The sequence below is a fragment of the Caulobacter sp. D5 genome, from assembly GCF_003185805.1.
In the GTDB taxonomy this organism is placed as follows: domain Bacteria; phylum Pseudomonadota; class Alphaproteobacteria; order Caulobacterales; family Caulobacteraceae; genus Caulobacter.
Genome location: NZ_QHJY01000002.1, coordinates 23,281 through 35,734, shown reverse-complemented (window position 1 = coordinate 35,734; position 12,454 = coordinate 23,281). Strand labels below are relative to the sequence as shown.

Sequence of the window (12,454 nt, the reverse complement as noted above, 5' to 3'; positions counted from 1 at the left end):
ACCCCCGCCGCGGCCGAGGCGGCGGCCGGCGCCCAGGTCGGCGAAATCCTCGCCGCCGTGCGTCGCGAGATGACGACCCTGGGTGAAGACAGCCAGATGATCCTGATCGCCGCCGTCGAGGCCGCTGGCGCCGCCAACGAGGCGCGGCGCGGCGCCGAGAGCGTGTCGAGCGCGGCCGAGGAACAGGCCGCCGCCGCCGCCGAGGCCCAGCGCTCCGTGCAGCAGCAAGGGCAATCGCTGGAGCAGAGCCAGACGGCGTCAGAGGCCCTGGCCGAGATGATCGAGATGCTGGTCGGCGGTGAAGGCGCCTCGGCTGCGGCTGAAGAGGCTTCGGCCGCCGCCGAAGAGCTGTCGGCCACTGTGCAGGAACTGTCGGGCGCGGCCGGTGAGATTCTCGTGGCCATTGACCAGATCAGCCGCGGCGCTCAAATCCAGGCGGCCGCGACCCAGCAGGCCGGCTCGGCCATGGAGGAGATCGAAAAGGCCGCCCGTGCGTCCAGCGCCAATGCGATCGCCGGAGCCGAGCGCGTCGCGGCCATGCAAACCATGCTGACGGAGGGCCAGGCGGCCGTCGCGCGTCTGGCGAAGGGCGTCGCCACGTCCGTCGACGAGAACGGCGCCGTCCTGGAGACCGTCGAGGAGTTGGAGGAACTGGCCGGCTCGATCGGCAAGATCGTCGATGGACTGGGTCTGGTCGCGGTGCAGATCACGATGCTGGCGACGAGCGGCGCGGTCGAAGCGGCTCGAGCCGGCGATGCGGGCAGGGGCTTCGCGGTCGTGTCGGGCGACATACGCACGCTGGCGCGCGACGCCTCGCACAACGCCGACGCGGTCAAGGACTTGGTGTCCGCCATCGCCGCGCAGATCGCCAAGGTCCGGCGAGAAGTCGATCAGATCAACGCCTTGGCCACCGCCGAGCTCGACAAGAACCGAGCCATCGAGGCTCGGCTCGCGCAGATCGCCGTCGACACCGCCGGGCTCAAGACCGGCTCGGACGACATCGCGCAGGGCGCGCAGGACGTCCTGGCCGCCAGCGCCCAGGTGCTGTCGGGGATCAGCCAGATCGCTTCGGCGGCAGAGGAGGCCAGCAGCGCGGCGGCCCAGGCCGCCGCCGCCGCCCGACAGCAGTCGCAGAGCGCCGAGGAACTGGCCGCCGCGATCGAGGAGATCGCGCTTCTGGCAAGCGAACTGCAGCAGCAAGCCGCGGCGGGCTAGGGTGGCGTCGAACGAGACCCACCAGAGGCTGACGGTTCGCGCCGGCGGCGCGCGCGTGGCCATGGCCGCCGACGGTGTAGCCGAGGTGATCCGCACGCCTCGCATCACGCGCATGCCGCATGGCCCGCCCGGCCTGCTGGGCGTCACGCACCTGCGTGGTCTGGTGCTGCCGGTGGTGTCGCTGGGCGCTTTGCTGGGCGACGAAGTTCTCGAGGAGGCTCGCGCGGAGGCCTCGCGCGTCGTTGTGCTGCGCCGCGATCCGCCTATAGGCTTGGCGGTCGAGGCCATCGAGGCCCTGAAGTCTTCGGAGACGGACGGCGCCGAGGCGGGGCACGGCCGGCTCCTGCTCGACGATGGGGACGGTGCGCGCTGGTTCGATCTGGATGCGGCGCTGCAGGACAGGTTCTCGGCCTTCCGCGCCGTGCGTCGCGCGCCCGAGCGCGAGGTCGTCGCGCGATCGACAGCCGCGGCGGCGGAACTGGCGTTCCTCAACTTCGTCTTGGCTGGGCAAGACTATGCCTTGGCCCTAGACGCCGTCGCCGAGGTGATGGCTGTTCCCAATGGCGTCGTCGCCCTTCCACGAACCGAGGCTGTCCTGATCGGCGTCTTCGAACTGCGCGACGAGGTGCTGCCGGTCGTCTCCCTGCGAGCCCTTCTGGGATTGGCGGAGCGGGACGTGCAAGCCCACGACCGCATCGTGGTCGTGCGCATCGGCGACCGTCGCCTGGCGCTGCTGGTCGATCGGATCAGCGTCATCCTGCGGGCGTCTCGCGACGCCGTGGGGCCCGCGCCCAGCCTGTTCAATCGCGCCAGCGGCGAGGCTCGGATCGACTCCGTGCTGCGGCTTCCGGACGGTCGAGGCCTGGTGTCGATTCTGGCCCCCGAGCGCGTGCTTTCCGATGAGCGGGTGGCGCAACTGCTCGCCGAGACGAACGACCAGAAGGATACGGCCATGGCCAGCGCGACCTCTGCGACGGCGCGGGAGCGCTTCCTGGTCATTCGCCTGGGCGATGAAACCTACGGCCTGCCCATCGCCGCCGTCGATGAGGTGGTCCGCCTGCCCGAAACCCTGACCCGCCTGCCGAAGGCGCCGGCCTACGTCCAGGGGGTGATGAGCCTGCGTGGCAGGGTGATCCCCGTGATCGACCAGCGCAAGCGCTTCGCGGTTCGCGGCGAAGCGGCCGGCGAAACGCGCCGCGTCGTCGTGGTAACCGTGGATGGATTGCAGGCCGGGTTTGCCGTCGACGCCGTGTCCAGGATCCTGGAAGTTGAAGCCGGCGATCTGATGCCTGCGCCGGAACTATCGGGCGATGGCGACCGCTTGTTCGACCGCGCCGCGAAGGTGGAGCGCGAGGAGGACGTCATCCTGCTCATCGATACGCGCGCTTTGCTGGAGCGCGCCGAGACCGACCTGCTGCGCGATCTGACGGCGAGGTCGCCCGCCTCGTGACCCGTCTGCTGATCGTCGACGATTCCGCCCTGATGCGCCGCGTACTGGGCGATGTTTTTCAAGATACGCCGGGCTTCGAGGTCGCCTTCGCGCGCGACGGGGTCGAGGCTTTGGCGCAGGTTCACGCGTTCAAGCCCGACGTGATCACCCTGGACGTCCAGATGCCGCGCATGGACGGCCTCAGCTGCCTTGACCGGATCATGGTCGAGCGACCCTGTCCGGTGGTGATGGTCTCGTCGCTGACCGCCGAGGGGGCGGACGCCACCCTGGAGGCGCTGGAGCTCGGCGCTGTCGATTTCGTCGTCAAGCCGGACGGGGCGGTGTCGCTGGCCGTCGACGAGTTCGCGCCGATCCTGGTCGAAAAGGTGGTGATGGCTGCGGCGTCGCGCTTGCGCCGATCCCACCGCCTGGCCGAGCGCCTGAGGGCCCGCCATGGCGCCATCGTCCTGCCGCCGGCGCCGCGCGGCAAGGCTGTCGCGGCCTGGAAGCCCCTACCGGCCGGCATGCCGCCGGGGCTGGTCATCATCGGCTCTTCGACGGGCGGTCCGCCGGCCCTTGACGCCGTGCTCGGCGAAATGCCCGCGGACTTCCCCTGGCCGATCCTGGTGGCGCAGCACATGCCGGCGGCGTTCACGGCGTCCCTGGCCCACCGGCTGGACGGGCTTTGCGCCTTGCGGGTGATCGAGGTGGCGCGGCCGACGCCGCTTGCTCCCGGCTGCGTCTATATCGCGCGTGGGGACGCCGACATGACGATCAGCCGGCGCAGCGCCGGTCCGGTGGCGCTGTCGACGCCGTCCAGCGCCGAGCACCGCTGGCATCCCAGCGTCGACCGGCTGGTGAACAGCGCAGCCGCCGTCATGCCGCCCGAGCGACTGGTGGGCGTGCTGATGACCGGCATGGGCGACGATGGCGCGCGCGCCATGACGGCGCTGCGCGCCGCCGGTGGGCGCACGATCGCCCAGTCCGAGGACACCGCCGTCGTCTGGGGCATGCCGGGCGAGCTGGTCAAAGCCGGCGGCGCGGACGTCGTGGCGCGCCTGGACGCCATCGCCGGCAAGGTCTGCGACATGGTCGGGGCGGGGTGAGCCAGACCCCGACGCCAGAGCAGGCGCATCTGAGCGCCGGCGACCTGAAAAGGGTCTGCGAGTTCCTGTACCGGCAGACTGGCATGCAGTTCGGCGAGAGCAAGCGCTACTACATCGAGCGGCGCCTGACCGACCGCATCGTCGCGACCCGCTGCCCGGACTTCGCGACCTATTTCGGTCAACTGCGGACAGACCCCGTCGAGCGCGAGGCGCTGATCAACGCCTTCACCGTCAATGAGACTTATTTCTATCGCGAAGAGCACCAGCTGGCCTGTCTCAGCCGGTCTCTGCTGCCGGACTTGATTACCTCGCGCCGTCCGGGCGACAAGATCAGGATCTGGTCGGCGCCGTGCTCGACGGGCGAAGAGGCCTATTCGATCGCGATCTGGCTGCTCGAGAACTGGCGCATGGTGGACGCCTACAATGTCGAGATCGTCGGCTCGGACATCGATACGCGCGCCCTGCACGCCGCGCACGAGGGTCTGTACGGCGAGCGCGCGCTGTCGAAGCTGCCGCCCGAGGTCGTCGAGGCCTATTTCGAGCCGAGCCGCCGGCATCGTCGCAAGCTGATCAAAGACCTGCGGGAGTCGGTGAGCTTCAGCCCGGCCAATCTCGTGGACGGGCCCAGCTTGGCGGGGCAGGGGACGTTCGACATCATCTTCTGCCGCAACGTGCTGATCTATTTCGACGACGCCTCTCGGCTGGCGGCCGCCAGGAACCTCTATGACCGGCTGAATCCGGGCGGCTACCTGTGCCTGGGCCATACCGAGTCCATGAGCCGCATCAGCGACCGGTTCCTGGTGCGCCGGTTCGAGGACGCGGTCGTCTTCCAGCGGCCCGGAGAGGCCGCATGACCGACGATCTCATGGTCCAGTTCCTGAGCGAAGGCCGCGAACTGGTCGCCGGCGCCGAACACGACCTCGGCAGGTTGGCGCGCCAGCCTGACGACGCCGGCGCGCTGGACGGCTGCTTTCGGGCGATCCACACGCTGAAGGGCTCGGCGGGCCTGTTCGACCTGCGGCCGATGAGCCTGATGCTGCATGCCGCCGAAGACCTGCTGGCCCTGCTGCGGGCAGAGCGCACCGGCGTGGCCGAGGATTTCGAAGCCCTGTTCAGCGTCGTGGACACGATCGATCGCTGGCTGGATGCGCTGGATCATCACGGCGTCCTGCCCGCCAGCGCCGAAGAGACCAGCCAGACGGAAACTGCGCGTCTCCGGGCTCTGGTCGCTTCGGTGAGCGCTCCGGCGAACCTTGCGGTCCGGCCGGCGGCGACGAGTTGGCGCCCGCCCGAAGGCTTCGCCGACAAGGGGGTTACGGCTGTTCGCTACACTCCGCGCGCCGACAGCTATTTTGCGGGCGACGATCCCGTCGCCATCATCGCGGCGACGCCGGGCCTGGCGGGCCTCAGGATATCACCGCGCGAGCCCTGGGCGGCGTCCGAGGACTACGATCCCTATGCCTGCAATCTGGTGCTGGAGGCGGTTTCGACACTGGGTCGGGCTGAGGTCGAGGGGGCGTTCCGTTTCGTGGCCGACCAGGTTGAGTTCGTCGACCTGATGACGAGGGAGGCGCGGGGAGCGCCCGAGCACGGCGCGCGCAAGACCCTGCGCATCGACGCCGAGCGCGTAGACCGCCTGGCGGCGCTGGCCGGCGATCTCGTCATCGCCAAGAACGGCCTGGCGGACTTGGCGGCCCAGGCTGAGGCCCTTCCCGGTGGGCAGGCTCTGGGCCAGGCCCTGCGCGCGAGGCAAGCCCAGTTGGACCGGCTGGTCGGCGACCTGCATGTGACGGTGGGCAAGGTTCGCCTGGTGGCGCTCGGCCCGCTGTTCGCTCGGTTCCATCGTATGGCGCGGGAAATCGCCCGCTCGCTGGACAAGGCTGTGTCGCTCGAGGTGGAAGGCGGCGACGTCGAGGTCGACAAGACCATCGTCGATGCTCTGTTCGAGCCACTGCTGCATGTTCTGCGCAACGCGATAGATCACGGGATCGAGCCGGCCGAGGTTCGCGCGCGCGCCGGCAAGCCGGCCGTCGCTTCGATCAGGTTCACGGCCAGGGCGGTTGCGGACCAGGTGGTGATCGAGGTGCGGGACGACGGCGCGGGGGTCGATCCGGCCAGGATTCGCACCCTGGCGACGGATCGCGGCGTGCTCACGCAAGAGGCGGCCGATCGCCTGGACGACCAGGCGTCGATCGACCTGATCTTCACCCCGGGATTCTCCTCGGCGAACGAGGTCAGCGCGGTGTCGGGCCGCGGCGTGGGCATGGACGTGGTGCGCGAAGCGGCCCAGAAACTGGGCGGTAAGGTCGAGGTCGATAGCCAGTTGGGCCAGGGCACGACCGTCCGCTTCATCCTGCCGGTCACCATGGTCCTGACGAAGGTGATGGTGGTGACCTGCGGTGAGGAACGCTACGGCCTGGCGCTGGACGCCGTGGTCGAGATCGTCCGAGTGGCGGTCGAACGCGTCGTACCCGTGCGCGCGGGCAGGGCGTTTCAGCTGCGCGACGCCGTCGTTCCGCTGTTGTCTCTCGGAGATCTAGTGGGCGGCGCTTCCGCCGAAACCCGCTCGAGCGAGCGGGTCGTCGTGGCGCGGGCGCGAGGCGAACTCGTCGGTCTGGCGGTGGACGCCATCGTCGACCGGATGGACGCCGCCGTGCGGCCCATGACGGGACTGCTCGCCGGGGCGCCGGGCGTCATGGGCGCCACGCTGCTCGCGGACGGCGCGGTGTTGATGGTCCTGGATCCGGCGGAGCTGCTGACATGACGATTGTGCGCGATGGACCGGTCATTCGCCTGCAAGGGATATGTCGGGTAGAAGACGCAGAGCCGTTGACGGCTCTGCTACAAGGCGCTTCGGACTCCACCCTGGACCTCGCGGCGTGCGAAGGTCTGCATGGGGCGGTAATCCAGGCGATACTGGCCTTTCGTCCGAAGATCATTGGTGTTCCCGATGATCCCTTCCTGCGAGACGTACTGTTGCCCGCCCTGATCGGCGAGCAATCGTCCGAAGTTCCAAGGGCGTAGTTTTTTACGCCGCGCCGGTGCGCGGCGGTGCGAGGAGAAGTTCATGGGGACGACCGTTCTCATCGTCGATGACAGCAAGCTGGCGCGGATCGTCCTGGGCAAGACCATCGCGGCCTTGCAGCCCGACTGGACGCGGGTCGAGGCCGGCAATGCGGATGAAGCCATCGCCGCGCTCGACGCCCAGGCGATCGACGTGGCGGTCCTCGACTACAACATGCCCGGGCGGGACGGCCTGGCCTTGGCCGAGGAGCTGCGCGAACGCTTCCCGACCATGCCGATCGCCGTGGCCACCGCCAACGTCCAGGATGAGATCATCAGTCGCGCGCGCGCCGCCAACGCCACCTTCATCGCCAAGCCGGTGACGGAGGAGGGCATGCGCGGCTTCCTGTCGGGCGCCGCGCTGCGGCTGCGATCGGCGGCGCAATGACCGCCCAGTCCATCCTGCTCGACGACTTGGAGCGGGACGCCCTGACCGAACTGGTCAATATCGGGGTCAGCCGCGCCGCCGCCAATCTTCGCAAGATGGTCGGCGAGCAGGTCCTGCTGTCGGTGCCGTCGGTCGAGGTCGTCACCCGCGAGGGCGCTACGACGCTTATCCGGGAACGCGAAAGCGGCGAGCTCGTCGCCGTCCGTCAGGACTTCGACGGCGTGTTTTCGGGACGAGCCCTGCTGATTTTCCCGCAATCCAACAGCATGGCGCTGGTCCACGCGGTGACCGGCGGCGCCCTGTCGGCCGCCGACGCCGCCGACATGGAAGACGAGGCCTTAGCCGAGACCGGCAACGTGGTTCTCAACAGCTGCCTGGCGACCATGGCCAACATGCTGCAGCGCCCCCTGACGATGTCGTTGCCGCAGGTCGTCCGCGGCGACGGCTCCAAGCTGTTCCACCTCTCACCGGAGGCCTCCGATGGGGGCGTGGTGCTGTTCCTGTACATCAACTTCGCCATTAACGACCGGGACATCCGCGGCTATATCGCGATGCTCATGGACCTGCCGTCGCTGCAGGCGCTGAAGGGCCTGATCGCCGATTTCATCGAGCGCGTGGTCGGCGAAGCGTGACCGTGGTTGAACCTGTTGCCAAGCTTGGCGTTCAGTTTGAATCATGACCGAGGCCGACGCCGCGACACGTCCCCAGGATGACGAGACGAGCCCCGCGCTGGAAGCGCTGCGGGCGCTCGCCGGCCCGTTGTTCGACGCCCTGGTGAAATCGGGCGTCGCGGTCACGGTGACCGATCCTCGACGGGACGATGATCCCATCGTCTACGTGAATGCGGCCTTTGAAAGCCTGACGGGCTATTCGGCGCGCCAAGCTGTTGGGCGCAACTGCCGCTTCCTGCAGGATCCCGACGTCGACCCTAAGACCGTCGCGCTCATCGCCGAGGGCGTGCGGCGCGACGGCGCCGTCACCGCCGATATCCTGAACCGGCGACGCGACGGGGCGCCGTTCTGGAACCGCCTCAACATCACCACCCTTCGAGACGCTGACGGCGCGCTCGCCTATCGCTTCGCGACGCAGGCCGACGTCACGGGCGAATATGCAGACGAGGTGGTGGTCGAGCAGCTTCGCGTCAGTCGCCAGCGCCTGGCCGAAGCGCGCGAGCGGCTTCGGGTCGCGCAGGCGATCGCGGGCGCGGCCGGCGCATGGGAATGGGACATCGCCGCCGGCACGCTGGTCGCCGACGTACGCTTCGCCAATCTATACGGCCTCGACCCGGTGGCGGCCGCCGAAGGTCTTCCGACCTCGTCCTTCTTCGCGCCGGTTCATGCCGACGATCGGTTGCGGCTGAAGATCGCCGTCGCGGGCGCCCTGCACGGCGCAGAGGTCTTCACGCGTGACTATCGCGTCGTGCGAAATGGAGCGGTCTATTGGGTGTCGGCCCGCGGACGCACCTATCTCGACGCCCACGACCGCCCCGTCCGCTTCTCCGGCGTCCTGGCCGACATCACCGACCAGAAGCGGGTCGAGGAACAGCTGCTGGTCGCCCAGACCGCGGGCGGCGTCGGATCGTTCGAGTATCTCAGCGGCTACGGGACCGCCGACGTCTCCGAGCAGTTCTGCCAGCTTCTGGGCCTGCGGCCGGCGATCAGCCTTCCTGTCCGCACCATCAACGCCCTCGTCCATCGCGATGACCCGCCGATCATCCAGGGGCGGGACGGACAACACGCCTTCGGCCCGGCCTTCCACGAGTTCCGCGTCCGCAGGGCCGACACGGGAGAAGAGCGCTGGCTCGCCTCGCGAGGCGAGTACCGGCCCCATGGAACGGGCGGCGTCAGCTTCATCGGCGTGATCTACGACATCACCTCGACCAAGCGTTCCGAAGAGCAGCTTCGCATGCTCACCGAGACCCTGGAGGTCCGCGTCGCCGCGCGCACTCAGGAGCGCGATCGGGTCTGGAACCTGTCGCGCGACCTTTTGCACGTGATCGGGCCCGATGGACTCTATCGCGCGGCCAACCCCGCCTGGAAGACCTTGCTGGGCTACGACGAAGCCGATCTTGTCGCCATGCCGGCCGGCAGCCTTGTGCACGCCGATGACCACGAGGCCGCCATGGAGCAGTTCGCGTCCCTGTCCCGGGGCGAGCCCATGGGCGATTTCGACTGCCGTATGCGGGCCAAGGACGGGACCTATCTGTGGGTCAACTGGACGGCCATGCCAGAAGGCGACGCCATCTACGGCATCGGGCGCGACGTCACCCAGCGCAAGGCGCTGGAGGACCAGCTGCGCCAAAGCCAGAAGATGGAGGCCGTGGGTCAACTGACCGGCGGCTTGGCGCACGACTTCAACAACATGCTCACGGGCATCCTCGGCGGCATCGACATGGTGCGGCGACGCATCGCCGAAGGGCGGATGGCCGACGTCGATCGTTTCCTGGATGCGGCGACGCAGTCCGGACAGCGCGCGGCGGCGCTCACGCACCGGCTGCTCGCCTTTTCCCGCCGCCAGACCCTCGACAACCGCGCGTTGGACGTGGGTACGCTGGCGGCTTCCATGGAAGACCTTCTGCGCCGAACGCTGGGCGAGCAGGTGTCGCTGCGCATCGACATCTCAGCTGACCTCTGGCCGGCTGTCGCCGACGAGAACCAGCTAGAGAGCGCGATCCTCAACCTCGGCATCAACGCCCGCGACGCCATGCCTGACGGCGGCGAACTGATTATCACCGCGCGCAACGTTCATCTCCTGGACCGAGAACTGGCCGACAGCGATCATGCCGAAGCCGGCGACTACGTCGCCATCAGCGTGACCGACACCGGCACGGGCATGCCGCCCGAAGTGCTCCAGAAGGTCTTCGATCCCTTCTACACGACCAAGCCGCTGGGGCAGGGCACGGGCCTGGGCCTGTCGATGATCTACGGCTTCGTTCAACAATCCCGAGGGCATGTGGTCATCGACAGCGTCGAAGGCCAGGGAACGACCATCCAGCTCTTCCTGCCGCGTCATCAGGGCTTCGTTGAAGCGGCCGTAGCGGTCGACGACCACACCGCGCCCATCGGCGCCGGCGAGACCGTGCTCGTCATCGAGGACGACGCCGCTGTGCGGCTGCTGGTGATGCAGGTGCTGGATGAACTAGGCTATCGCGGCATCGAGACCGCAGATGGCCGTCAGGCCGTGCCGATCCTCGAATCCTCGCGACATATCGATCTGCTCATCAGCGACGTGGGGCTACCGGGCCTCAACGGCCGACAGCTGGCCGAGATCGCCCGCGAGCGGCGTCCCGACCTTCCGATCCTGTTCATGACCGGCTACGCCAAGCAGGCCGCCGACCAGGCCGCCTTCCTCGAAGGCGGGATGGAGATCATCGGCAAGCCGTTCGCCATCGAGCGACTCGGGCGACGCATTGGCGAGATCCTGAAACGCCAGGGCGGCTAAGCGGCCGCTCCTTGTCTCTGGACCGTCGAAGCCCGGCGGCCTCGTTTACGCCCCTTGTCACTCCGCGGGAGCCTCTGGAGTACAATAGCGTATTCGTAGTTATCGGTTTCGTCCGACAGTGGGCGCCAAACTACGCTAGACTACGACGAACTACGCCAGAGCCGCCGAGACTACGATCCCTTACTCGACAAGGCATAGCGTAGCGTAGAAAGGGCGGTAAAAAGTTCGCATTTTCAATTGGGGTGCGACAAGAGATGCACCTCAAGATTGTATTTTCGTGCACGCGGTGACGCTCCCATCAGATGGTCCGAAGTTGACCGATCGGGACGCTATTTTCGCGATTTTCGAGTTGGCTTGGGGATGTGGATGATGTCGAAGTACATGTCATCCTCCATCCAAAAGGTCTCGCTAGGAGCAGTTGGGGCTTCGGCCTGCGACTGACGGGGCTGGCTTTTCTTCCATCGCGAAAGAGCCGAGATGCTTGTAAAGCCTAATAGGCCTGCGATCTGGGTCAGGGATAGGTCGGTGTTCTCGATGTAGTGTTCGAGAAGCTCGTTTCGTACCTGTTTTAGCAAGTCCGAATAGGTTGCGCCTTCGGATCTCAGGCGACGCAGGAGGGATCGTCGATCGATTGAAAAGCGCTCTGCGACCGCCTCCACCGAGCAGTTCCCGGTGGGAAGTAGCTCTTGCAATACCTCGCACACTTTCGCCTTTGTGCTGAGAGGTTGGGTGTTTCGAGATGGGCGTGACGGACGAGCGGCCATGATTGCCTCCGGGCTCAACATGTCCCGGATTATCAAGCCCTTGCGTCCCAAAATGTTAAGGCGCTATCGATTGCAGGCCAGGGAGGCGCACCGTGTCTGGCGCTAGCTAGCCGTCCACCGACCTGGCCAGGGAGGTGGTGAGCGGAGCCGGACGGGGGAGGCGGTGGGCAGGAAGTAAATGACCCAAAGGTCGGACAGAGGCTCTCCAAGAGCCGATCCTAAAAAAGCAGGTAGGCTGCTCAGTACTGATCGACCGTCTCCATCTCGATCACCGATCGATGTCCTTCCTTGCGAGTCCCCTTAACCCGAAAGGTGCAAGCGATCGGGAAGATAACCTCAGCTTCGTCGGGTGCTATGGAGAGCTCCGCGATGTCGATTGGGTTACGCTTGCCGTACATGCTGTACGAACCCCAGGGAGTGATCTCGAACAGGACGTTTCCGGCAATGTCGACCGCGACGTCGCGGTGTTTGCTGGCGGAGATGAAGCCGCCCCATTCGAACATCAGGCCGGGCTGGTACTTGTCGATGTCCGCCGGAGTAAGGCGCGCACCGCGATAGCTGACACCTTCGAAGATCGGCCGTTGACGAATTGCCGAGTTGAACTGAAGCACCCACGGCGTGAAACCGTGTTGGCGCAGATCTTCGCCTACATGGCCGCGCCGGAGTACTTCGTTGATTTCTCGATAGAGCCGCCCTTCGCGCGTGTACTGCCGGACCAGGCAGCAGTTGAGCTCTTCGCCCGACTTTGCCTGGGTGACTTCTTCAGCGAGATCCTCAAGGCGTTGCTGGACCAGGCCTTCGGCGATCATCGCCTTGACCGTGGGAAGGTGCTCGGCGCTGGTCGTATAGTCAGGCGCCTCTGCGTACCAGCCCCAGAACTCGCGAAGGTGTGCCGTCCAGTGGGGAAATGGAACGGCTTCGACGTCGGAGCCGAAGAGATAGGCCTCGTACTCATGGTCCAGAGGCGCTGTGGCGAAGGTGGCCAAGCCAGGTACGCTCTCAAGCGTCAGGCGGCTTCGTTTCACTGAAGTCCTCGCGGTCGAAAGCT

The 12,454-nt window shown here is 67.1% G+C and carries 11 protein-coding genes; 9 read left to right on the top strand and 2 right to left on the bottom strand.

Annotated elements, in window-relative coordinates:
* The 9 genes from DMC18_RS00170 to DMC18_RS00135 form a co-directional block, all read left to right on the top strand.
* A partial coding sequence (locus DMC18_RS00170; RefSeq protein WP_233248016.1) for a methyl-accepting chemotaxis protein occupies positions 1–1,215 on the top strand: 1,215 nt, incomplete at its 5' end.
* Position 1,216: 1 nt separating this feature from the next.
* A complete protein-coding gene (locus tag DMC18_RS00165) occupies positions 1,217–2,665 on the top strand; it encodes a chemotaxis protein CheW (protein WP_110118887.1) in 1,449 nt (482 codons plus the stop codon).
* Complete coding sequence (locus tag DMC18_RS00160) at positions 2,662–3,750, top strand: chemotaxis response regulator protein-glutamate methylesterase (protein ID WP_110118888.1); 1,089 nt, start codon at positions 2,662–2,664, stop codon at positions 3,748–3,750. The genes DMC18_RS00165 and DMC18_RS00160 overlap by 4 nt, the downstream gene beginning before the upstream one ends.
* Positions 3,747–4,604: a protein-glutamate O-methyltransferase CheR gene (locus tag DMC18_RS00155; RefSeq protein ID WP_233245195.1), complete on the top strand. Its 858-nt coding sequence runs from the start codon at positions 3,747–3,749 to the stop codon at positions 4,602–4,604. The genes DMC18_RS00160 and DMC18_RS00155 overlap by 4 nt, the downstream gene beginning before the upstream one ends.
* Positions 4,601–6,514 carry a chemotaxis protein CheA gene (locus DMC18_RS00150; RefSeq protein WP_110118889.1) on the top strand — a complete coding sequence of 638 codons (1,914 nt, stop codon included), beginning with the start codon at positions 4,601–4,603 and terminating at the stop codon, positions 6,512–6,514. The genes DMC18_RS00155 and DMC18_RS00150 overlap by 4 nt, the downstream gene beginning before the upstream one ends.
* Positions 6,511–6,774 carry a hypothetical protein gene (locus tag DMC18_RS25540; RefSeq protein WP_146217927.1) on the top strand — a complete coding sequence of 88 codons (264 nt, stop codon included), beginning with the start codon at positions 6,511–6,513 and terminating at the stop codon, positions 6,772–6,774. The genes DMC18_RS00150 and DMC18_RS25540 overlap by 4 nt, the downstream gene beginning before the upstream one ends.
* Positions 6,775–6,817: 43 nt before the next feature.
* A complete protein-coding gene (locus tag DMC18_RS00145; RefSeq protein WP_110118890.1) occupies positions 6,818–7,201 on the top strand; it encodes a response regulator transcription factor in 384 nt (127 codons plus the stop codon).
* Positions 7,198–7,833 carry a chemotaxis protein CheX gene (locus tag DMC18_RS00140; RefSeq protein ID WP_110118891.1) on the top strand — a complete coding sequence of 212 codons (636 nt, stop codon included), beginning with the start codon at positions 7,198–7,200 and terminating at the stop codon, positions 7,831–7,833. The genes DMC18_RS00145 and DMC18_RS00140 overlap by 4 nt, the downstream gene beginning before the upstream one ends.
* Before the next feature lie 43 nt (positions 7,834–7,876).
* Entirely contained in the window at positions 7,877–10,642 is a 2,766-nt protein-coding gene (locus DMC18_RS00135) for a PAS domain S-box protein (RefSeq protein WP_110118892.1), read from the top strand.
* Positions 10,643–10,971: 329 nt separating this feature from the next.
* On the opposite strand, the gene DMC18_RS00130 is transcribed toward DMC18_RS00135, so the two are convergent.
* Both DMC18_RS00130 and DMC18_RS00125 read right to left on the bottom strand, forming a co-directional pair.
* Entirely contained in the window at positions 10,972–11,406 is a 435-nt protein-coding gene (locus DMC18_RS00130) for a helix-turn-helix domain-containing protein (protein ID WP_158285807.1), read from the bottom strand.
* A 239-nt stretch (positions 11,407–11,645) separates the two neighbouring features.
* The gene (locus DMC18_RS00125) at positions 11,646–12,392 is read right to left on the bottom strand and encodes an ADP-ribosyltransferase domain-containing protein (RefSeq protein ID WP_110118894.1); all 747 of its coding nucleotides are present in this window, start codon (positions 12,390–12,392) and stop codon (positions 11,646–11,648) included.
* Positions 12,393–12,454 lie beyond the last annotated feature (62 nt).